At 71.1% G+C, this 21,950-nt stretch carries 20 protein-coding genes; 10 read left to right on the top strand and 10 right to left on the bottom strand.

The window, feature by feature from the left end; all coding sequences use genetic code 11:
* Positions 1-41 precede the first annotated feature (41 nt).
* The gene (locus tag EAO73_RS07715; RefSeq protein ID WP_147970660.1) at positions 42-749 is read left to right on the top strand and encodes a DUF402 domain-containing protein; all 708 of its coding nucleotides are present in this window, start codon (positions 42-44) and stop codon (positions 747-749) included.
* 387 nt (positions 750-1,136) lie between these two features.
* A complete protein-coding gene (locus EAO73_RS07710; protein ID WP_147970659.1) occupies positions 1,137-3,026 on the top strand; it encodes an ATP-binding SpoIIE family protein phosphatase in 1,890 nt (629 codons plus the stop codon).
* 88 nt (positions 3,027-3,114) lie between these two features.
* Here the strand turns inward: EAO73_RS07710 and EAO73_RS07705 are convergent, their stop codons facing one another.
* The gene (locus tag EAO73_RS07705; RefSeq protein ID WP_147970658.1) at positions 3,115-5,397 is read right to left on the bottom strand and encodes a transglycosylase domain-containing protein; all 2,283 of its coding nucleotides are present in this window, start codon (positions 5,395-5,397) and stop codon (positions 3,115-3,117) included.
* Positions 5,398-5,619: 222 nt separating this feature from the next.
* Here EAO73_RS07705 and EAO73_RS07700 point away from each other — a divergent pair, with 222 nt between their 5' ends.
* The 5 genes from EAO73_RS07700 (at position 5,620) to EAO73_RS07680 (ending at position 10,575) form a co-directional block, all read left to right on the top strand.
* On the top strand, positions 5,620-6,591 hold the full coding sequence (locus EAO73_RS07700) for an SPFH domain-containing protein (protein WP_147970657.1): 972 nt from the start codon (positions 5,620-5,622) through the stop codon (positions 6,589-6,591).
* The gene (locus EAO73_RS07695; RefSeq protein WP_147970656.1) at positions 6,588-6,845 is read left to right on the top strand and encodes a hypothetical protein; all 258 of its coding nucleotides are present in this window, start codon (positions 6,588-6,590) and stop codon (positions 6,843-6,845) included. Before EAO73_RS07700 ends, EAO73_RS07695 begins: the two co-directional genes overlap by 4 nt.
* A gap of 126 nt (positions 6,846-6,971) precedes the next feature.
* Entirely contained in the window at positions 6,972-7,496 is a 525-nt protein-coding gene (locus tag EAO73_RS07690; protein ID WP_147970655.1) for a PadR family transcriptional regulator, read from the top strand.
* Positions 7,493-8,179, top strand: coding sequence for an ABC transporter ATP-binding protein (locus EAO73_RS07685; protein ID WP_147970654.1), 687 nt, complete (start codon positions 7,493-7,495; stop codon positions 8,177-8,179). Before EAO73_RS07690 ends, EAO73_RS07685 begins: the two co-directional genes overlap by 4 nt.
* Entirely contained in the window at positions 8,176-10,575 is a 2,400-nt protein-coding gene (locus tag EAO73_RS07680; RefSeq protein WP_147970653.1) for an FtsX-like permease family protein, read from the top strand. Before EAO73_RS07685 ends, EAO73_RS07680 begins: the two co-directional genes overlap by 4 nt.
* Positions 10,576-10,635: 60 nt before the next feature.
* Here the strand turns inward: EAO73_RS07680 and EAO73_RS07675 are convergent, their stop codons facing one another.
* On the bottom strand, positions 10,636-11,601 hold the full coding sequence (locus EAO73_RS07675) for a hydrogen peroxide-inducible genes activator (RefSeq protein ID WP_147970652.1): 966 nt from the start codon (positions 11,599-11,601) through the stop codon (positions 10,636-10,638).
* A gap of 132 nt (positions 11,602-11,733) precedes the next feature.
* Between EAO73_RS07675 and EAO73_RS07670 the strand changes: the two genes are divergently transcribed.
* Together EAO73_RS07670 and EAO73_RS07665 are read left to right on the top strand one after the other, a co-directional pair.
* Positions 11,734-12,288, top strand: coding sequence for a peroxiredoxin (locus EAO73_RS07670; RefSeq protein WP_018100933.1), 555 nt, complete (start codon positions 11,734-11,736; stop codon positions 12,286-12,288).
* Positions 12,289-12,300: 12 nt separating this feature from the next.
* Positions 12,301-12,834, top strand: a complete 534-nt coding sequence (locus tag EAO73_RS07665) for an alkyl hydroperoxide reductase (RefSeq protein ID WP_093706689.1) — start codon at positions 12,301-12,303, stop codon at positions 12,832-12,834.
* Positions 12,835-12,909: 75 nt separating this feature from the next.
* Here the strand turns inward: EAO73_RS07665 and EAO73_RS07660 are convergent, their stop codons facing one another.
* The 4 genes from EAO73_RS07660 to EAO73_RS07645 all read right to left on the bottom strand — a co-directional run bounded on the left by EAO73_RS07660 (position 12,910) and on the right by EAO73_RS07645 (position 17,932).
* On the bottom strand, positions 12,910-14,292 hold the full coding sequence (locus EAO73_RS07660) for an AI-2E family transporter (protein WP_147970651.1): 1,383 nt from the start codon (positions 14,290-14,292) through the stop codon (positions 12,910-12,912).
* Between the two features lie 134 nt (positions 14,293-14,426).
* Complete coding sequence (locus tag EAO73_RS07655; RefSeq protein ID WP_147970650.1) at positions 14,427-15,140, bottom strand: transglycosylase SLT domain-containing protein; 714 nt, start codon at positions 15,138-15,140, stop codon at positions 14,427-14,429.
* A 389-nt stretch (positions 15,141-15,529) separates the two neighbouring features.
* A complete protein-coding gene (locus EAO73_RS07650) occupies positions 15,530-16,852 on the bottom strand; it encodes a PhoH family protein (RefSeq protein ID WP_147970649.1) in 1,323 nt (440 codons plus the stop codon).
* A 318-nt stretch (positions 16,853-17,170) separates the two neighbouring features.
* The gene (locus EAO73_RS07645; RefSeq protein ID WP_147970648.1) at positions 17,171-17,932 is read right to left on the bottom strand and encodes an isoprenyl transferase; all 762 of its coding nucleotides are present in this window, start codon (positions 17,930-17,932) and stop codon (positions 17,171-17,173) included.
* A gap of 200 nt (positions 17,933-18,132) precedes the next feature.
* Between EAO73_RS07645 and mgrA the strand changes: the two genes are divergently transcribed.
* Positions 18,133-19,173, top strand: a complete 1,041-nt coding sequence (gene mgrA, locus EAO73_RS07640) for an L-glyceraldehyde 3-phosphate reductase (RefSeq protein ID WP_147970647.1) — start codon at positions 18,133-18,135, stop codon at positions 19,171-19,173.
* 268 nt (positions 19,174-19,441) lie between these two features.
* Here the strand turns inward: mgrA and EAO73_RS07635 are convergent, their stop codons facing one another.
* The 4 genes from EAO73_RS07635 to EAO73_RS07620 all read right to left on the bottom strand — a co-directional run.
* Positions 19,442-19,957, bottom strand: a complete 516-nt coding sequence (locus tag EAO73_RS07635; protein WP_224756201.1) for a hypothetical protein — start codon at positions 19,955-19,957, stop codon at positions 19,442-19,444.
* A gap of 61 nt (positions 19,958-20,018) precedes the next feature.
* Positions 20,019-20,477, bottom strand: a complete 459-nt coding sequence (locus EAO73_RS07630; protein WP_412074567.1) for a hypothetical protein — start codon at positions 20,475-20,477, stop codon at positions 20,019-20,021.
* A gap of 68 nt (positions 20,478-20,545) precedes the next feature.
* Positions 20,546-21,346, bottom strand: coding sequence for a class I SAM-dependent methyltransferase (locus tag EAO73_RS07625; protein WP_147970646.1), 801 nt, complete (start codon positions 21,344-21,346; stop codon positions 20,546-20,548).
* 59 nt (positions 21,347-21,405) lie between these two features.
* Positions 21,406-21,950, bottom strand: a 545-nt coding sequence (locus tag EAO73_RS07620) for a prepilin peptidase (protein WP_147971444.1), incomplete at its 5' end; no start/stop codon positions are given.

Below are 21,950 nucleotides of genomic sequence, written 5' to 3'. Positions count from 1 at the left end.
GCGCCACCGCGCGGGGGCGGCACGCTCCGTAGGATCTCTCCATGACAGGTACCGGAGGGACCGAGCGCTGGGCGCCGGGTGACCAGATCCTGTGGCGCTACCGCGGGAACGGCCCCCGACGGCCGGATTCAGCCGCTCACGCGTTCCACATCTGCCGCCCCGTCACGGTCGTCCAGGACACCGAGGACCTGCTCGCGGTGTGGGTGGCGCCCGGCACCGAGTGCGTCAAGCCGGTCCTGGCCGACGGCACCGACGTGCACGCCGAGCCACTCGCCACCCGGTACACCGCCCCGCGCACGACGGCCCGTTCGCAGTGGCTGGGCAACGGGGTGCTGAAGCTGGCCGGGCCCGGCCAGCCCTGGTCCGTCTGGCTGTTCTGGGAGCGCGGCTGGCAGTTCCGCAGCTGGTACGTGAACCTGGAAGAGCCCCGCACCAGGTGGGCGGGCGGTACCGACTCCGAGGACCACTTCCTGGACATCTCCGTCTACCCGGACCGCAGCTGGCTCTGGCGCGACGAGGACGAGTTCGAGCAGGCCCAGCGGGTGGGCCTGATCACGCCGGACGTGGCGCACCGGGTGCGGGAGGCGGGGCGCGCCGCGGTCGGGCTGATCCGCGACTGGGGGGCGCCGTTCCGGGACGGCTGGGAGAACTGGCGGCCCGACCCGGCGTGGCGGGTGCCCGAACTGCCGGACGACTGGGACCGCCGGCCGGACGGTTCCGACCGCACGGCTTCCGCCATGCCGTCGTGAGACCCTTGATGCACCCCAGGGGGGCAAACGTAGGATCGTCCCGAGGAGAGCGGCTCGGCCCCAACCGGCAGGCGGGGCGCAGGACCTGACCGTAAGTCATCGTCTCGTCGCACAAACGGCGGCCCGAGGGCCGCACCGGCGTCACGAGCCGCACGAGTTGCCCGCATCGCATGAGCCACTACGAGGGGGTGGAGACGTGGCCGCCGCTGTCCGCTGCCGCCCCTTCGGAAACGTTGTCACCGGCATTCCGAGCAGACATACGGTTTCGGCCCCGCGTGGCGGGGAAGGCGATGTCAGCCGTTGTTATTGCCGCTCCTGCCGGGGCACAGTAGCGCCCCACAAGGTGATTGCCTCATACAACCGGCCCGGACGGACGGAATCCCACGCGTGACGGAGCACCCCACCTCCCACGAAGGCCGGCAGCCTCTCGCCGCCCGGCCGCAGGAACGCACCCGGCCGCGGCAGCGGGACGCCGCCGTGGCGGCCGCCGCTGCCGCCACCGCGATCCCGGCACCCGCCAAGGGTCCGGGCGCGACGGCCCCCGACCCACAGGCGGCGACCCGGCGCGAGGGCGACCGGCTGCGCTTCGTGGGGGCCGCGACCCGGCGGATCGCCCGGGGCATAGACCTGGACGAGATCGTGCTGGGGCTGTGCCGGGCCAGCGTGCCGACGTTCTCCGACGCCATACTCGTCTACCTCCGCGACCCGCTGCCTGTCGGCGACGAGCGGCCGGTCAACCCGTTCGTGCTGCGGCTGCGCCGCTCGGACCGGCTGCGGCTGACCGACGAGGAGACCGAGAGCCTGTCGGAGACCGAGCGGCTGCGGCTGCCCGCCGTCGACCCGCAGGCCGATCTGATGCCCGCCGCCGAGCTGTGCGAGGTGCGGGCCGGGAGCGCGCTCGCCGAGGTGCTGCGCGGGGTGCGGCCGGTCTTCGGCGACTCCGCCGCGGCCCGTGTCGCGCTGCCCGAACTGCTCGGCGCGGACCGTCCGGTGCCGTCCGGACACCGGGTGATCCTGGCCCCGCTGCGCGGCCGGCGACGGGTCATCGGGGCGGCGGTCTTCCTGCGCGGCGCCGAACGCCCGGCGTTCGAGGCCAACGACCTGCTGGTGGCCGCCCAGCTGGCGACGCACACCGCCCTCGGCATCGACAAGGCCGTGCTCTACGGGCGCGAGGCGTACATCGCCGACGAGCTCCAGCGCACGATGCTCCCCGACTCGCTCCCCCAGCCGACCGGCGTGAAGCTCGCCTCGCGCTACCTCCCGGCCGCCGAGACGGCCCGGGTCGGCGGCGACTGGTACGACGCGATCCCGCTGCCCGGCAGCCGGGTCGCCCTGGTCGTCGGTGACGTGATGGGCCACTCGATGACGTCCGCCGCGATCATGGGGCAGCTCCGCACCACCGCGCAGACCCTGGCCGGGCTCGACCTGCCCCCGCAGGAGGTGCTGCACCACCTCGACGAACAGGCGCAGCGCCTCGGCAGCGACCGCATGGCCACCTGCCTGTACGCGGTGTACGACCCCGTCGCGCACCGCATCACCGTCGCCAACGCCGGCCACCCGCCGCCCGTCCTGCTCCACCTGGGCGGCCGCGCGGAGGTGCTGCGGGTGCCCCCGGGCGCCCCGATCGGTGTCGGCGGGGTGGACTTCGAGGCGGTCGAGCTGGACGCGCCGGCCGGTGCGACGCTGCTGCTGTACACCGACGGCCTGGTCGAGTCGCGGCTGCGGGACGTGTGGACGGGCATCGAGATGCTGCGCGAACGGCTCGCCGCGACCGCCCGGCTGACCGGTCCGGACCACTCGCCGCCGCTGGAGGCCCTGTGCGACGACGTGCTGGACATGCTCGGCCCGGGTGACCGGGACGACGACATCGCGCTGCTGGCCGCCCGCTTCGACGGGATCGCGCCGAGCGACGTCGCGTACTGGTTCCTGGAGCCGGACGAGTCCGCCCCCGGCCGGGCCCGCAGGCTGGCGCGCAGGGCGCTCGGCCGGTGGGGCCTGGACGACCTCTCGGACTCGGTGGAGCTCCTGATCAGCGAGGTGGTCACCAACGCCGTGCGGTACGCGGAGCGCCCGGTGACCCTGCGCCTGCTGCGCACCGACACCCTGCGCTGCGAGGTCGGCGACGACTCCCCGCAGCTCCCCCGGCAGCGCCGCGCCAAGGACATGGACGAGAACGGGCGCGGCCTGTTCCTGGTCAACCGGCTGGCCCGGCGGTGGGGCGCGACGCGCCTGTCGACCGGCAAGGTCGTGTGGTTCGAGATGCCGGTGCGCGGGTAGCGCCGGCGGAGACACGCGAACGGGCGGTGTACGAGGAGGAGCCTCGTACACCGCCCGTCGTCACTGTCAGGCGTCGCGGTTCAGCGGGTCACCTGTCGTCGTCGTTGCGGTCCGGCTTCTTGTCCCCCGAGAGGTCCGGCAGCCCCACGGACGTCGAGGGGTCCGGTCCCGGCTGGGTCGACGGGTTGGTGGGCGGCTCGCCCGAGGTGTCGTCGGAGGGCGAGGCGGGCGGGGAGCTCTGCGGGGACTCGCTGGCCGGCGGCGGCTCGGAGGACGGCGAGGTGGACGGCGACGTGGAGGGCGAGGGCTTGTCGGAGGGCGAGGTGCTCGGGCTCGGCGAGTGGGACACGGGCGGCGGGCTGACCGCGGCGCCCATGTCCGTGTCCAGGTCGAACTCGCGGGCCTTGCCGACGGAGTGGCCCATGTAGTCGGCCCAGATCTCGGCCGGGAAGCCGCCGCCGTTGACGCGGCCGCCGCCGCCGGCGCCCTGGAGGGTCACCTGCGCGTTCTTCTTGATCTTCTTGCCGTCGTCGGCGGTGCGGTCGAAGGCCGCCTCGCCGAAGAGCCCGACCGAGGTGACCAGGTTGGAGGTGTAGCCGGTGAACCAGGCCGACTTGTTGTCGTCGGAGGTACCGGTCTTGCCCGCGATGTCCTTGTCGGAGAGCCCCTCCGCGTTGCGGACCGACCCGCGGGCCGTACCGTCGTCGACCACACCGGTCAGCACGGACGTCACGGAGTCCGCGGCCTGGTGGGAGATCACCTGCTCGCCGATCGCGTCGGGCAGCTTCACCGGGGAGTCGCCCTGGTGCACGGCGGACTTCACGATCTGCGGGGTGACCTGCTTGCCGTGGTTGTCGAGCGTGGCGTAGATCCCGGCCATCTCCAGCGGGCTCGCGCCCATGGAACCGAGGGTCTGCGCGGGCGCGGCTTCCAGCCCGTCCACGTTCATGCCGAGCTTGCCGGCGGTCTTCATCACCTTGTCCATGCCGACGTCGACGCCCATCTGCGCGAAGACGGAGTTGACGGACGCGTTCATCGCGGTCTGGACGGTGATCTGCCCGTAGTTGTGGTCGTCCTCGTTCTCCGGGGCGAAGTACCGGTCACCGCCGACGACGGGGCGCTTGCTGGTGCCGTCGTAGCGGGTGTTCGCGGTGATCCGCTCGCCGTCCTGGGTCTTCGACTCGTTGTCGAGGGCGGCGGCGAGGATGACCGGCTTGAAGGTGGAGGCGGGCTGGTAGTCGCGCCGCGAGGCGTTGGAGATCCAGTGCTCGCTCTGGCCGCGACCGCCGTACAGCGCGACCACCGCACCGGTCTTCGGGTCGACCGAGGCGGCGCCGGCCTGGATGTCCTGGTCGAGCTTGCGCTTCTTGGTGTCCAGCTTGTCGAGCAGCTGCTTCTCGACCGACTTCTCCAGCTGCTTCTGCTTCTTCTTGTCGATGTTGACGGTGATCGTCCAGCCGCCGCGGTCGAACTGGTCCTCGGTGATGCCCGCCTGCTTGATCACGGCCTTGCGGGCCGCGTCGACGATGTAGCCCTTCTGGCCGGCCGAGCCGTTCACCGGCTTGGGGTCGTGAGGCGTGGGGAACGTGAGCTTCTGGCGCTTGCCGGAGTCCAGCCAGCCCTCCTCGACCATGTTGTCGAGCGTGTACGCCCAGCGCGCCTTGACGAGGCGCTTGCCGTTCGGCCCGGCGACGGCCCAGTCGTACTGGCTCGGCGCCTGGAGCAGCGCGGCGAGGTAGGCGCCCTGGGAGACGTCCAGAGCCTTGGCGTCCACGCCGTAGTACGCCTGCGCGGCAGCCTGGATGCCCCAGGCGCCGCGGCCGAAGTAGCTGGTGTTGATGTAGCCGGCGAGGATTTCCTTCTTGGTCTTCTTCTGGTCCAGCTTCAACGAGATGACCAGCTCCTTGAGCTTCCGGCTGACCGTCTGGTCCTGCTCGAGGTAGTAGTTCTTGACGTACTGCTGGGTGATGGTCGAGCCGCCCTGCTTGCCCTTCCCGGAGAGGGTGTTGAGCAGGCCGCGCGCGGTGCCCTTGAAGTCGACTCCGTGGTCCTTGTAGAAGGACTTGTTCTCGGCGGCGACGAAGGTGTCCTGGACCTCCTTGGGCACCTCCGCGAGGCTCACGACCTCGCGGTTGACCTCGCCGGTCCTGGCGAGCAGGCTGCCGTCGGCGTACTTGTAGACGTTCGCCTGCAACTCCATCTTGGGGTTGCCCTCCGGCACGTCCACGACCATGTAGAGCACGGCGAACGAGCCCATGCCCAGCAGGATCACCCCGAAGGCCGTGCCCAGAAGTTTGCGCCAGGTGAAGAGCCTGCGTATGCCGCTCTTCGCAGCCCGCTTCTGGGCTCGTCGCGCTTCCGCTCGACCCATCGCTTGGTCGCTCCCGTTTCTCTGCTCGGCCGGATCAGCTCGGACCTGCCAGCTAACACCGTAGGCAAGGCCAAAAAGCAGGCGATCCGACGTTTTACGGACGTGAGAATCAGCACCTGTCCCCGAGGGAACCGACTCCTGAGGGGTGCGCAAGGTTGCGAGAACCGTTAATGTGTAATCACATTGCTAGCGACCGGCTAGCTCGTCATCACGGGGGAAACCATGACCGATCCGCACGACCGGAACATCGCCGTCCCGCCGGCCGCCGACCTCACCCCGGACGCCCCGGAGATGCCGGAACCGCAGGTCCGCGAGACGAAGGCGCACAGCATCGCGGGCGGTCTCGGGCTGCTGCTGACCGTGCTCGGCGTGATCGCCGGCATCGCTCTCGCCGTCGTCGGGGGTGTCATCGGGTCGAACGGGAACAACGCCGTGGGCATCCCGGTCTGCATCCTGGGCGTCCTGCTCGCCATCGCCTCGTTCTTCTGCATGGGCGGTGTGAAGATGGTCGCACCGGGCGAGGCGCGGGTCATCCAGCTGTTCGGCCGGTACGTGGGCACCATCCGCACCGACGGCCTGCGCTGGGTGAACCCGCTGACCTCCAGCCGGAAGATCTCCACCCGCGTCCGCAACCACGAGACGGCCGTCCTCAAGGTCAACGACGCCTACGGCAACCCCATCGAGCTGGCCGCGATCGTCGTGTGGAAGGTCGAGGACACCGCGCAGGCGCTCTTCGAGGTCGACGACTTCCTGGAGTTCGTCGCCACCCAGACCGAGTCCGCCGTCCGGCACATCGCCATCGAGTACCCGTACGACGCCCACGAGGAGGGCGGCCTCTCGCTGCGGGGCAACGCGGAGGAGATCACCGAGAAGCTGGCCGTCGAGCTGACCGCCCGGGTGCAGGCGGCGGGCGTCCGGATCATCGAGTCGCGTTTCAGCCACCTCGCGTACGCCCCCGAGATCGCCTCCGCGATGCTCCAGCGCCAGCAGGCCGGCGCGGTCGTCGCGGCCCGGCAGCAGATCGTCGAGGGTGCGGTCGGCATGGTCGAGATGGCGCTGACCCGGATCGCCGAGCAGGACATCGTGGAGCTGGACGCGGAGCGCAAGGCCTCCATGGTGAGCAACCTGATGGTGGTCCTGTGCGGTGACCGCGCCGCCCAGCCGGTCCTCAACACGGGCACGCTCTACCAGTGACCGAACAGAGCCCGGGGGACGCACCCCGCGCCCGGCCGCGGCAGCGCAAGCAGATGCTGCTGCGGCTGGACCCCGTCGTGCACGACGCGCTGGCCCGCTGGGCGTCGGACGAGCTGCGCAGCGCGAACGCGCAGATCGAATTCCTGCTGCGCCGGGCGCTCGCCGAGGCGGGCCGGCTGCCGGGCGGCGCGGCGCCGATCCCCCGCAGGGGGCGCCCGCCCAAGGCCGCCGAGGAGCCACCGGGCGAGGAGTGACCCACCTACGGCCCGCCCCCACGAGGGGGCGGGCCGCTCCTGTGTCCCCAGGCCGCTGACGTGCGCCGTTCGGGTGTACCCCCCGCGTATACACGGCAGGTATACACACCATGTAGAGTGCCGGTCATGTCTATCGGCCACACCCTGCTCGGGCTCCTGGAGTCCGGCCCACGCCACGGTTACGACCTCAAGCGGACGTTCGACGAGAAGTTCGGGCACGACCGCCCCCTGCACTACGGGCAGGTCTACTCGACGATGTCCCGGCTCCTGAAGAACGGCCTCGTCGAGGTCGACGGCGTGGAGCACGGGGGTGGCCCCGAGCGCAAGCGCTACGCGATCACCGATGCCGGCATCACCGATGTCGCCACCTGGCTCGCGCAGCCCGAGAAGCCCGAGCCGTACCTCCAGTCGACCCTGTACACCAAGGTCGTCCTCGCCATGCTCACCGGCCGCGAGGCCGGGGACGTGCTCGACGCCCAGCGCTCCGAACACCTGCGCCTGATGCGCATCCTCACCGACCGCAAGCGGCGCGGCGACCTCGCGGACCAGCTGATCTGCGACCACGCCCTGTTCCATCTCGAAGCCGATCTGCGCTGGCTGGAACTGACCGCCGCCCGACTCGGCCAGCTCCAGAAAGTGGTGACCGCGTGACCCCCGCCGGCTCCCTGCTCGCCGCGCACGACCTGCGCAAGACCTACGGGGCGACCCCCGCCCTCGACGGCGCCTCGTTCTCCGTCCACCCCGGCGAGGTCGTCGCCGTCATGGGCCCGTCCGGCTCCGGCAAGTCCACGCTGCTGCACTGCCTCGCCGGGATCATCACCCCGGACTCCGGCACCATCACCTACGACGGCCGCGAGCTGTCCGCCATGTCCGACGCCGACCGCAGCGCCCTGCGCCGCAGCGACTTCGGCTTCGTCTTCCAGTTCGGCCAGCTCGTCCCGGAACTCACCTGCGTGGAGAACGTGGCCCTTCCGCTCCGGCTGAACGGCACCCGCCGCAAGGACGCCGAGCGCACCGCCCTCGCCTGGATGGAGCGCCTGGAGGTCGAGGACATCGGCGCCAAGCGCCCCGGCGAGGTCTCCGGCGGCCAGGGCCAGCGCGTCGCCGTGGCCCGCGCGCTCGCCGGCTCCCCGAAGGTGATCTTCGCGGACGAGCCGACCGGCGCGCTGGACTCCCTCAACGGCGAGCGGGTCATGCAGCTGCTCACCGAGGCCGCCCGCTCCGCCAACGTGGCCGTGGTCCTGGTGACCCACGAGGCCCGCGTCGCCGCCTACTCCGACCGTGACGTCACCGTGCGCGACGGCCGCGCCCGCGACCTGGAGCACGCCGCATGACGCTGCTCGACGAGAAGCGGACCCCGGCCCCCCTGCCCGCGCCGCCGCCGGCCCGCACCTCCCGTACCGCGCCCTGGCTGCGCGACCTCGCCCTCGGCATCCGGTTCGCCGCCGGCGGCGGCCGCGAGGGCTGGACCCGCACCCTGCTCACCGCGGTCGGCGTCGGCCTCGGCGTGACGCTGCTGTTCCTCGCCGCCTCCGTGCCGCACGCGCTCGACGCGCGTGCCGAGCGGACCGACGCGCGCAGCGAGACCCAGATCTCCGAGAACCCCGACGCGCAGGCGAAGAAGTCCGACACCTCGGTCCTGCGGATCGCGGCGGACACCGAGTACCACGACCGCACGATCACCGGCTATCTGATGCGCGCCGAGGGCAGCCGCCCGATCCTCCCGCCGGGCATCGACGCCCTGCCGGCGGCCGGCGAGATGGTGGTCTCCCCCGCTCTGAAGGACCTGCTGGACGACCCGGCCAACGCCCTGCTCAAGGAGCGTTTCCCGTACAAGGTGACCGGCACGATCGGGGACGAGGGGCTGCGCTCACCGGGCGAACTCTGGTTCTACGCCGGCAGTGACACCCTGACCACGGCCGCGGGCGGCCACCGGCTCATCGGCTACGGCGACCCCGGACCGACCCCGCCGCTCGCCCCGCTGCTCATCGTGCTGGTGATCATGGTCTGCGTGGTGCTGCTCGCGCCCGTCGCCATCTTCATCGCCACCGCCGTGCGCTTCGGCGGCGAGCGCCGCGACCGCCGGCTGGCCGCGTTGCGCCTGGTCGGTACGGACATCCGGTCGACCCGCAGGATCGCGGCGGGCGAGGCCCTGTTCGGCTCGGTGCTCGGTCTGCTGATCGGCCTCGTCTTCTTCCTGGTGGGCCGCCGCTTCGTGGGGTACATCGAGGTGTGGGACGTCAGCGCGTTCCCCGCCGACCTCGCCCCCGACCTGCGGCTCTGCCTGCTCGTCGCGGTCGCCGTGCCGCTGACCGCGGTGCTCGTCACGCTGACCGCGATGCGCTCGGTGGTCATCGAACCGCTCGGCGTCGTACGCAACAGCCGGGCCCGCAAGCGCCGTCTGTGGTGGCGGCTGCTGTTCCCGCTCGCGGGGCTCGGCGTCTTCGGGCTCACCGGCAAGGCCGGCGAGTACGAGGTCGTCAACCCGTACGCCATCGCCTCCGGCGCGGTCCTGGTGCTCGTCGGGCTCGCCCTGCTGCTGCCGTGGCTGGTCGAGGCCTGTGTGAACCGGCTGCGCGGCGGCCCGGTGCCCTGGCAGCTCGCCACCCGCAGGCTCCAGCTGAGCAGCGGGACCGCCTCCCGCGCGGTGAGCGGCGTGACGGTGGCGGTGGCCGGTGCGGTGGCCGTGCAGATGCTGTTCGCCGCGATGAACGCCGACTTCAACAAGGCCACCGGGCAGGACACCAGCCGCGCCCAGTTCTACGCCTCGTCGGAACAGGTCAGCGGCAACGCCGCCGTCGAGACCATCAAGGAGTTCCGCGCCACCAAGGGCGTCACCCAGGTCATCGGCATGATCGAGGCGTACGCCAGCAAGCCCGGGAAGTACTCCGAGGACGACATCCAGCCCACCACCTCCTTCAGCATCGGCGACTGCGCCACCCTGCGCGAGGTCGCCCGCATCGACTCCTGCGAGGACGGCGACACCTTCGTCGTGCACCCCAGGAACGACAAGGAGATGTCCGGCTGGATGGACAAGACCGCCCGCAAGGGCAAGGAGATCGAGTTCGAGTCCGGCACCGGCAGGAAGCTGCGCTGGACGCTGCCGGCCGACGCGCGGACCGTCGTCGGCCGCAAGGACCCGGTCGGCGAGGACCGCTGGGGCATCATGGTCACGCCCGGAGCGATCGACGCGACCACCCTGCCGGGCGCCAGCACCGTCTCCCAGATCCGCATCGACGACAGCGTGCCGGACGCCGCCGAGTACGTGCGCAACACGGCGGCCCGCATCGACCCCGGCATGCGCCTGGTCACCATGACGTCCGTCGAGCGCGACCGCCAGTACGCCAGCATCCAGACCGGCCTCCAGGTCGGCGCGACCGTCACGCTGCTGCTGATCGCCGCCTCCATGCTGGTCTCCCAGCTGGAACAGCTCCGCGAACGCAAGCGGCTCCTGTCGGTGCTGGTCGCCTTCGGCACCCGGCGGAGCACGCTCGGCTGGTCGGTGCTGTGGCAGACGGCCGTCCCCGTGGTCATCGGGCTCGCGGTGGCGGTGGCCGGCGGCCTCACGCTGGGCGCGGCGCTGTGCTGGATGGTCGACAAGCAGGTGTCCGACTGGCTGCTGTTCCTGCCCCTGGCGGGAGCGGGCGGGGCGCTCATCCTGCTGGTCACCCTGCTGTCCCTGCCGCCGCTGTGGCGCATGATGCGCCCGGACGGCCTGCGCACCGAGTAGCACCCCAGGGGCGATCCCACCGGCGGACGGCCGGGCCGGTTCCGTACTTCCGCGTACGGATCAGGCCCGGCCGCCCGCAGTCACGCGCACCGGCAGCCCCCGCATCGCCTCGCGCAGCGCCGCCGCGAACTCCTCGAACTCCTCCTGGCGCGCGGCCCCGGTCCGCATGGCCAGCGCCACCCGCCGGGTCGGGGCCGGGTCCGCGAAGTACCCCGTGGTCAGCGCCTCGTTGCGGGCGGTCTCGACGGTGACCGCGGTGCGCGGCAGCAGCGTCACACCGAGCCCGCCGGCCACCAGCTGCACCAGCGTGGAAAGACCGGCCGCGGTCGTGGTGACCGGGGCGCCCTCCGTCCGCCCGGCCTCGCGGCAGATGTCGAGCGCCTGGTCCCGCAGGCAGTGCCCCTCGTCGAGCAGCAGCAGCGGCAGCTCTCGCAGCGCGTCGCGGGGGATGTCGGCCCGCCCGCCGAGCCCATGGCTCCGCTCCATCACCAGGACGAAGTCCTCGTCGAAGAGCGGGAGTTCGCTGATCCCGGGGACGCCGAGCGGCACCGCGAGCAGCAGCAGGTCGAGCCGTCCTGCGGCCAGCCCCTCGATCAGCGAGGAGGTCTGCTCCTCGTGCACCTGGAGGTCGAGTTCCGGGTAGCGCTCGTGGACCAGCCGCAGCACGGTCGGCAGCAGATACGGGGCGACGGTCGGGATCACGCCGAGCCGGAGCACTCCGGTGAACGGCGCGCGGACCGCCTCGGCCTCCTCCATCAGCTCACCGACGGCTTCGAGCACGACGCGCGCCCGCACCGCGAGCCGTTCACCGGCGGGCGAGAGCAGCACCTTGCGCGTCGTACGTTCGATGAGCTGGACACCCAGTGCCTCCTCCAGCGCGGACACGGCCCCGGAGAGCGCGGGCTGACTCATCCCGATTGCGGCCGCGGCGTCCCGGAAGTGCAGATATTCGGCGACGGCAGCGAAGGCACGCAGCTGCGAAAGACTGGGCTGTTTGAGCCGGTTGCCCGGATTGCTCTGCGCCACTGATAGGCACCTCCGATCATCACGACCGAGTGTAGCTATTTCCGCGATCAATGCACTCTGTGCCATGGTGGTGATCGTCCAACCCCCAGGAACTCCCTCAAAAGGGGAGAACCTACGCTGCAAGGAGAGCGCGTGCTCACTGTCGGTGACAAGTTCCCCGAGTTCGACCTGACCGCTTGCGTGTCGCTGGAGAGCGGCAAGGAGTTCGAGCAGATCAACCACAAGACCTACGAGGGTCAGTGGAAGATCGTCTTCGCGTGGCCGAAGGACTTCACCTTCGTGTGCCCCACCGAGATCGCCGCCTTCGGCAAGCTGAACGACGAGTTCGCCGACCGTGACGCGCAGATCCTCGGCTTCTCCGGCGACTCCGAGTTCGTGCACCACGCCTGGCGCAAGGACCACCCGGACCTGACCGACCTGCCCTTCCCGATGCTGGCCGACTCGAAGCACGAGCTCATGCGTGACCTCGGCATCGAGGGCGAGGACGGCTTCGCGCAGCGCGCCGTCTTCATCGTCGACCAGAACAACGAGATCCAGTTCACGATGGTGACCGCCGGTTCCGTGGGCCGTAACCCCAAGGAGGTCCTGCGGGTCCTCGACGCCCTGCAGACCGACGAGCTGTGCCCGTGCAACTGGACCAAGGGCGAGAACACCCTGGACCCGGTCGCGCTCCTCTCGGGCGAGTGAGCTGATACCACCATGGCACTCGACGAACTGAAGTCCGCCATACCGGACTTCGCCAAGGACCTGAAGCTGAACCTCGGCTCGGTCATCGGCAACAGCGAACTCCCGCAGCAGCAGCTCTGGGGCACCGTCCTGGCCTGCGCGATCGCCTCGCGCTCGCCGAAGGTGCTGCGCGAGCTGGAGCCGGAGGCGAAGGCCAACCTCTCCGCGGAGGCGTACACCGCCGCGAAGTCGGCCGCCGCCATCATGGCGATGAACAACGTCTTCTACCGGACCCGCCACCTGCTCTCGGACCCCGAGTACGGGAACCTGCGCGCGGGCCTGCGGATGAACGTCATCGGCAAGCCGGGCGTGGAGAAGGTCGACTTCGAGCTGTGGTCGCTGGCCGTCTCCGCGATCAACGGCTGCGGTCAGTGCCTCGACTCGCACGAGCAGGTGCTGCGCAAGGCCGGCGTGGACCGCGAGACCATCCAGGAAGCCGTCAAGATCGCCTCGGTGATCCAGGCGGTGGGTGTGACCCTCGACGCCGAGGCGGTACTCGCCGAGTAGGCGCCGTACCCTGAGTACGAGAAGGGCCCCGAGGACGACCGACCGTCCGAGGGGCCCTTCTTCCGTGCGTACGGGCTACGAGGCGTCCGGCGCCGGTTCCGCGTCGCTCTTCTCGGGCGGCGCGCCGGGCGCCCGGGTCGCCGCCGCGTCCAGCGAGGTCGACCCGTGGGGCGGCGGCGAGTGCCGGCGCGACTCCTCCTGGCCGTACGAGCGCAGATAGCCGACCACCGTATTGGTCACGGCGACCAGCGGCACCGCCACGACCGCGCCGCCGATCCCGGCGATCATGCCGCCCGCGGCGACCGAGAGCACCACGGCCAGCGGGTGCACCCGCACCGCGCGGCCCAGGATGAACGGCTGCAGGACGTGGCCCTCGATCTGCTGCACCGCGAGGACCACGGCCAGCACCATCAGCGCCGTGAACACGCCCTCGGTGACCAGGGCGACCACCACCGCCAGCGCCCCGGAGACCACCGCGCCGACGAGCGGGATGAAGGCGAACAGGAAGATGAAGACGGCCAGCGGCACCGCCATCGGCACATTGAGGAAGTAGATCCCCAGCCCGATGAAGATCGCGTCGATCAGGGCGACGATGACCGTGCCGCGCACATAGGCGGTCAGCGTCCGCCAGGCGCGCGGACCGGCTCCGGCGACTCCGGGCCTCGCCTGCGCGGGCACCAGCTTGAGCACCCACTGCCAGATGCGCGCGCCGTCGTAGAGCAGGAAGAGCGTCGAGAACATCGCCAGCAGCGCGCCGGTCATGAACTCCACGACCACGGTGACGCCCTGGAGCCCGGCGGAGGTGATCGCCTCGGTGTTGGTGCCGACGGTGTCGCTGAGGTTCTTCGCGATGTCGTTGATCTGCTTGTCGGTCACATGGAACGGGCTGTCCAGGAGCCAGTTCTTGAGGTCGTCGATCCCCTTCGTCACCTTGTCGGAGAGGGTGTCGATGTTGTCCATGACCTGCCACACCACGAACCAGCCGACCAGGCCCATGATGACGAAGCCGGAGACCGCGGTGACGGCCGTGGCCAGTCCCCTCGGCAGTCCGTGGCGCCGCAGGCGGGCGACGGTCGGCTGGAGCAGCGCGGTGACGAGCAGTGCGGCCACGAAGGCCAGCACCACCAGTTGCACCGCGCTGATGACCCGCATCAGCACCCACAGGGTCCCCGCGAGCACCAGCAGCCGCCAGCCCGCCTCGGCCGCGACCCGCATCCCCCACGGGATCGCCGCGACCGGATCGGGCCGCGCGGCCACGGAGGGCGCGTACGTGGGCGGGGCGGGCACCTGGTCGACGAGGGCCGCCTCGTCCTTCCCGGCGGCCGCCGGCTGCGGACCGGGCGGGTCCCCGGGCAGGGGGTCGTCGGCCTCCGACTCCGCCCGCCGTTCGTCAAGGCGCTCACTCAGCCTGCTCAGTTCAGCACCCAGTTGTCCGAGCCACCCCGGCAGTTTCGACATAACGGTTCCTCTACCCCCGTCCGCTCTCCCCACCGCCCCCCGGGAGCGGTTCCGCACGACCGTACACGCGTGAAGCCCCTCACCGTAGGACGGCGGGGGGCTTCACGAGGTTGAGCTCTGAACCTCTGTGGGTTCTAGTACCAGTGGTTGGCCTGCCAGAAGGACCAGGCCGCGCACGGGCTGCCGTAGCGCGAGCTGTTCATGTAGCTGAGGCCCCACTTGATCTGGGTGGCCGGGTTGGTCATCCAGTCGGCGCCGGCCGAGGCCATCTTCGAGCCGGGCAGGGCCTGGACAAGACCGTAGGCACCCGAAGAGGGGTTGCTCGCCTTGTAGTTCCAGCTCGACTCGACGTTCACGATGTTGCTGAAGCACTGGAACTGGTCGGCCGGCACGATCTGGCGCGCGATGGCCTGGACCTCGGCCACCGTGTACGAGCCCTGGGCGGCGAACGTGGCGGTGGACCGGACCTGGGAGCGGCTGGCGCGCTCCTGGGCTTCCTTGTCCTTCTTCGCCTGGCGCTCGCGCTCCAGCTTGTCCTCGGCGGCCTGCTTCTTGGACTTGGCGTCCTTGGCGGCCTGTACGCGGGCCGTCTCCTCCGCGGACTTCTTCGCGGCGGCGTCGGCGGCGGACGCCTGGGCGTCGGCCTGCTGCGTCAGCGAAGCGGTCTGCACCTGGGCCTGCTGGCCCGCGGGGATGTCTGCGAGCAGCGTGGTGTCGGCTGCGGTCGCCTCGAAGTTGTTGTCGTCGGCAGCGGGAGTGCTGCCCGATGCAACGCCTACGACGGCGCCAACGGTGGTGACCGCGGTGGCAGATGCCACGGCGAACCCCCGGACCGAGATCCGGCTCACATGGTGTCCTTCCAGCATCGCCCGCTTAGGTGACCTCGCGAGCGCAATCGTGCCCTTGACACTGGCCTCCCCACTGCTTGGGTCACGGGAGGCACGGGCCCGGTGGGCGACTCCCCGGAGGGAGCGCCGCGTGGTGCTCGCGGGCGGCATACGGACGGCGGTTGTTGAGTTGTGTGGTGCGTGGCGCCTCTGGAGGTGCCGGTGTGCCGTATGCGGGGCCTGACGGAAGCAAGACTCTGCCGGAACGGCACCACGGGAAGCAATTCTCCGTTGCGTGTGAAAGCTCACACCTCGTTTGGAGCACCCGAATGACGGAAAAGGCACCGCAACACGCTGCCGCCCGGCTAGGCTGCTTGGCCCGCCGGGCGGCATCGGTCTCCCAATCCGTGTCAGATCTGGCCTTCCTCCAGCATTTCGGTCACCAGGGCGGCGATGCGGGAACGCTCGGAGCGGGTCAGTGTGACGTGCGCGAAGAGCGGATGCCCCTTCAGTTTCTCGACGACGGCGACCACTCCGTCGTACCGGCCGACCCTGAGGTTGTCCCGCTGGGCGACGTCATGGGTGAGCACGACACGGGAATTCGTGCCGATCCTGGACAACACGGTCAGCAGGACGTTCCGTTCGAGCGACTGGGCCTCGTCGACGATCACGAAGGCGTCGTGCAGGGAACGGCCCCGGATGTGGGTGAGCGGCAGGATCTCCAGCATGCCGCGCCCCAGCACCTCCTCGATGACCTCGCGCCCGGAGACGGCCGAGAGGGTGTCGAAGACGGCCTGGGCCCAGGGGCTCATCTTCTCGGCCTCGCTGCCGGGGAGATAGCCGAGCTCCTGCCCGCCCACCGCGTACAGCGGGCGGAAGACCATCACCTTCTTGTGCTGTCCTCTCTCCAGCACCGCTTCGAGGCCCGCGCAGAGCGCCAGCGCCGACTTGCCGGTGCCGGCCCGGCCGCCCAGCGAGACGATGCCGACCTCCTGGTCGAGCAGGAGGTCCAGGGCGATGCGCTGTTCGGCGCTGCGGCCGTGGATGCCGAAGGCCTCCCGGTCGCCGCGGACGAGCCGCACCTGGCCCTCGGGCGTCACCCGGCCGAGCGCCTTGCCCCGTTCGGACTGGAGGACCAGGCCGGTGTGCACGGGCAGGTCCGCCGCCTCGGGGACGTACAGCCGCTCCTCCGCGAAGAGCAGGTCGACCTGGTCGGCGGCGAGGGGCAGTTCGGCCATGCCCGTCCAGCCGGAGTCGGTGATCGCCAGCTCCGCGCGGTACTCCTCGGCGAGGAGGCCCACCGAGGACGCCTTGATGCGCAGCGGCAGGTCCTTGGAGACGACCGTGACGTCGTACCCCTCGGCCTGGAGGTTGCGCGCGACCGCGAGGATGCGTGAGTCGTTGTCCCCCAGCCGGTAGCCGGCGGGCAGAACGCCGGGATCGGAGTGGTTGAGTTCGACGCGGAGCGTCCCGCCGAGGTCCCCCAGGGGGATCGGCGCGTCCAGCCGGCCGTAGCGGACCCGGAAGTCGTCCAGCAGACGCAGGGCCTGGCGGGCGAAGTACCCGAGCTCCGGATGGTGCCGTTTGGCCTCCAGTTCCGTGACCACGACGACCGGGAGCACGACTTCGTGCTCGTCGAAGCGGGCCATGGCGTTCGGATCGGCCAGCAGGACGCTGGTGTCGAGAACATAGGTGCGCCTGTCGGGCATGCGGCGCTTAGTGCTGGTCACCACGGAAGGACGTACCCCCTCGGAAGAGGTTGGGGTGCGACGGCGTCGCGGAGCATCCCAATGGGAGAGGACGGACCGGGCTCCGGCCACCTTGCGCGGGCCGAGCGCCGGCCCTCCGCGTCAGCCGCACTGTACGTACGGTCCTTCGTGTGCAAAGGGCCTCCCGGGCGAGCGGACTCGACGCCGCTCACTTGGACACGGCGTCCGCCTGGTTGGTGACCGGACGCCGACCTGTCAGGGATATGCCCTCTTACACGGCCGGCCATGCCGACCGGCCCACTTCCGGGGGAAGGGGTGCGCGATCACGCGCACCCGGCCGCCTCAGCCCCCGTAGCGGCGGTGGCGGGCGGCGTAGTCGCGCAGCGCCCGGAGGAAGTCGACGCGGCGGAAGGCCGGCCAGAAGACCTCGCAGAAGTAGTACTCCGAATGCGCGCTCTGCCAGAGCATGAAGCCGGACAGCCGCTGCTCGCCGCTGGTGCGGATGACGAGGTCGGGGTCGGGCTGGCCGCGGGTGTAGAGGTGCTCGGAGATCAGGTCGGTGGAGACGATCTCGGCGAGGTCCTCGAAGGAGGTGCCCTTGGCGGAGTGGTCCAGGAGCAGGGAGCGCACGGCGTCGGCGATCTCCTGCCGGCCGCCGTAGCCGACGGCGACGTTGACGAGTATCCCGTCGATGCCGACCGTGGCCTGCTCGGCCTCCTTGAGGACCGTCTGGGTGTGGGCGGGCAGGAGGTCGAGCGTGCCGACGTGGTGGACGCGCCAGCGGCCGTCCGCGGCCAGGCCGCGCACGGTGTTCTCGATGATGCCGAGCAGGGGCGTCAGCTCGGACTCGGGGCGGTCGAAGTTGTCGGTGGACAGGAGCCACAGCGTGACGACCTCGACGTCGGTCTCGCTGCACCAGCCGAGGAGCTCCTTGATCTTGTCGGCTCCGGCCTGGTGCCCTTCGGCGGCGGTGCCGCCGGACGCCTTGGCCCACCGACGGTTCCCGTCGAGGATGACGCCGATGTGCTTGGGCACCTGGGAGTGGTCGAGGCGGGCCTCCACCCGGCGCGCGTAGAGCCCGTACACCAGGTCGCGCAAGTTCACTGAGTCCACCTCTCGGTTCCGTGCGGGCCCGCCGGCCCCTTCACCAGGGGGCCGGGGTCGTCCCCTGGGGATCGGATCGCCGCACTGGAAGGGGGCGGATCGCCCCGCCGTGTCATGGCAGTCCCGTCAGGCCACATTACTGCGCGGGCCCCGCACCCACCCAACCCGGCCTGTCACAAGTACGTGATAGGGAGAGAATCGTGACTGATTCCTCCTCCCCCTACCAGGCCGCCGGTTCGCGCTACGACTCCATGGAGTACCGGCGCAGCGGACGCAGCGGCCTCAAGCTCCCGGCCGTCTCGCTCGGCCTCTGGCACAACTTCGGCGACGACCGCTCCCTCGGCTCCCAGCGGGCCATCCTGCGGCGCGCCTTCGACCTCGGCGTGACCCATTTCGACCTGGCCAACAACTACGGGCCGCCGCCCGGCTCGGCCGAGCTGAACTTCGGCAAGCTCTTCCGGCAGGACTTCGCCCCGTACCGGGACGAGCTGCTGATCTCGACCAAGGCGGGGTACGAGATGCACCCCGGCCCGTACGGGGAGTGGGGCTCGCGCAAGTACCTGCTGTCGTCGCTGGACGCCTCGCTGAAGCGGATGGGCCTCGACTACGTCGACATCTTCTACTCGCACCGCTTCGACCCGGACACTCCGCTGGAGGAGACGATGGGGGCGCTGGCCTCCGCCGTGCGGCAGGGCAAGGCGCTGTACGTCGGGGTGTCCTCGTACAACGCCGCGCAGACCGCGGAGGCGGCGCGGCTGCTGCGCGAGATGGGGGTGCCGGCCCTGATCCACCAGCCGAGCTACTCGATGATCAACCGCTGGACCGAGGAGGACGGCCTGCTGGACACCCTGGAGGCGGCCGGGATGGGCTGCATCTCCTTCGTGCCGCTGGCTCAGGGGTTGCTGACCGGGAAGTACCTGAAGGGCATCCCGGAGGGGTCGCGGGCCACGCAGGGCAAGTCGCTCGACCCGGGCCTGCTGTCGCAGGAGGTGGTGCGCCGGCTGAACGGGCTGAACGACATCGCGAGCCGCCGGGGCCAGTCGCTCGCCCAGCTCGCCCTGACGTGGGTGCTGCGCGACAGCCGGATGACGTCGGCGCTGATCGGCGCGTCGAGCGTGGGCCAGTTGGAGGAGAACGTCGCGGCCCTGGCGGCTCCCCCTCTGTCGGCGGCCGAGCTGAAGGAGATCGACACCTTCGCGGTCGACACCGAGGGCACCAACATCTGGGCCGGCCGGGGCTGAAGCCCGGCGGGAACACCCCGGACACAAAAAACGGGCCGGTCCGTGGGGGGGGTTACGGACCGGCCCGAGGGGGGGTTTCCACCATAACCCTTCGTAAGTGATGGTGGGTGCCGCGGCGCGAAATAATTACTCTCCGAGAGTGAAGGGCTCCGCTCCGGACACTGCTGCGACGGCTCCACAAGGCTGTGACCTGCGGAGATACCCAGGAGCACCGGACCGGCAACGGAAACACGCCCGAGACGTCCACAGGATGTCCACATTCCGTTCGTCAATGGCCGCCCTGCGGCTTCACGCAGCCCGTTCCCTCCATGTAGAGGCCATGCGCCTCGGCCTGGACGAGTCCATTGACCACACCGTCCAGCGACCCCTCCACGCACAGGCCGCCGAGGGACACGGTGAACGAGGTGCGGTGCGGCCCGAAGGAGCCGGTGGTGACCGTCCCGTCCGGGTATCCCAGGCCGTGCAGCACCTTGAAGACACCGGCCTCGGTGGACTTGCGTCCCTCCGCGAGCGCGGCCAGTCCCCGCTTCACCTTCTCCACCTCCGCCTCGCCCCGGACCCGGTCGGCCCCGGACAGGTCGGCGGTGGACTGGAAGGCGTGGTTCTCCGCGTAGCGCGGGACGGCGTCGCCGCGGGCCTCGTCGCCCTGCGGGGAGGCGGCGGAGGACGGGGAGCCGGAACCGTCGCCGTACACCAGTACCGTGCCGCAGCCCGTGAGGGCCGCGCCCAGCAGGATCATGGCCGCACCGGCGCGGAACGGGGCCGTACGTCTCGCAGAGGTCATGGGCACGAGTATGGAACAGGAACCCGTTTGCAGGCGGCGGTAGTTGGTTCGTGGTGGTCCGTCAGGTCGCGGCGGCGGCGCCCCGGTGCCCCCGGGTGAAACGGACGCCCACGGTGTCCCCGCCGACGATCACGAACCGGCCGCCCTCGCAGCGGATCACGGCCCCGTGGACCTCGCCCCGCTCGTCCCGGCGCTCGTCGGTGCTGAGGACCGTCCACCCGCCCTCGGGCGGCTGCGGCAGACCGGCCAGGGCGGCGAACTCCCACTGGGCGGCGGGCACACACCAGTCGGGCAGCCGCGGCCAGGTGCCGGCCCCCACGTGCAGGGTGCCGTCGGACGTACAGGTGAAACGGACCGACTGGCCGTCGTCCAGCACGAACGAGACGGCCTCCGGCTCACCCATGCGGCCCTCGGGGCGGTAGAAGATACCGAGGACGGCGACGATCCTGGCCCCCTTGAGCCACTCGGCGCCGCCCCGGCGCGGGCCGGTGGACTCCCCGTCGGTGCCGCGGTCCACCATGGCCTGCTCCTTCCCCGAGCGCTCAGCGAACAGAGTGCCATCCTTCGGGCCCGGTGGGGGCGTCGGTCTCACGCGGGTTTGCGTGCCTCGATCAGGAACCGGGTGGTGTGGGCGACGAACGGACCCTCGGTCTCCAGCCGGTGGTGGAGCGCGGCGAGTTGGTCCCGGTACCGCTCGACGGTGAAGCCGGGCACCATCCAGATCACCTTGCGCAGGAAGTAGACGACGGCGCCGATGTCGAGGAACTCGGTGCGCAGCCGCTCGAACCGGAGGTCCACGACGTCGAGCCCGGCCGCCTCCGCGTCCGCCCGCGCCCGTTCCGGGTCACGCCCGCCGCGCACCTCGGGCGGCTGCGGCCCGAGGAAGTACTCGACGAGCTCGAAGACGCTGGCGGGGCCCACCTGCTGGGAGAAGTACGTGCCGCCGGGGGCCAGCACCCGGGCGATCTCGTCCCACCAGGTGGTCACCGGATGCCGGCTGACCACCAGGTCGAACGCCGCGTCGGCGAAGGGCAGCGGCGGCTCGTCCTCGTCCGCGACGACGACGGCACCGCGCGGGTGCAGCAGCGCGGTGGCGCGGGCGATGTTCGGCGGCCAGGACTCGGTGGCCACGGCCAGCGGCGGCAGCTCCGGCACGGAGGCCAGCACCTCGCCCCCGCCCGTCTGGATGTCCAGCGCGGCCCGCGCCCGCCCCATCCGCTCCCCCATGGCCCGTGCGTACCCCCAGGAGGGCCGCTGCTCGGTGGCCCGTCCGTCGAGCCAGGAGAAGTCCCAGCCGTCGACGGAGACACTGTCGGCCTCGGCGACCAGGGCGTCGAACCGGGCGGACTCTCCGGGCAGGGGTGCGGTGGCGTCGGGTGCGGCAGGCATGGGCCCATGCTGTCAGGGGCCGGTCACCGGGCGCGAACGGATTACGCCGACGGGGCCGCTCAGGCGCCCAGCCCGCCGAACAGCAGGCCCAGGAGCGTTCCGGCGAGCATGAACGGGCCGAACGGGATGCTCGCGTTCCGCCCGGCGCGCCGCAGGGCGACGAGCCCCACCCCGTACACCGCCCCGAAGAGGAAGCCCGCGAAGCCCCCGGCGAAGACGACGGCCCAGCCGTACCAGCCGAGGACCGTGCCCAGGGAGAGGGCGAGTTTGACGTCGCCGAAGCTCATGCCGTTCGGGTTGATCAGGAACAGCAGGAAGTAGAAGCCGCCCAGGGCGAGTCCGCCGAGCAGGGCGGAGAGCCAGGATCCCGCGTGTTCCGGCAGGAGTGCCGCCAGGCCCAGGAGCACGGCGGCGGCCCCGGCGCCCGGCAGCGTCAGTGCGTCGGGGAGCCGGTGGACGCGGTGGTCGATGCTCGCGAGGAGCACGCCGACCGGTGCGAGCACCAGCCAGACCGCCAGCTCGGGCCGCGTCCCGGTGCCCCACGCGAGCGCGGCACAGACCAGCGCGGTGACGACGGGGGCGAGGAGGTGGGCGTAACGGGGGG

This window comes from Streptomyces sp. col6, from assembly GCF_008042035.1.
Classification (GTDB): Bacteria; Actinomycetota; Actinomycetes; order Streptomycetales; family Streptomycetaceae; genus Streptomyces.
This window is presented reverse-complemented; position numbering and strand designations above follow the sequence as displayed.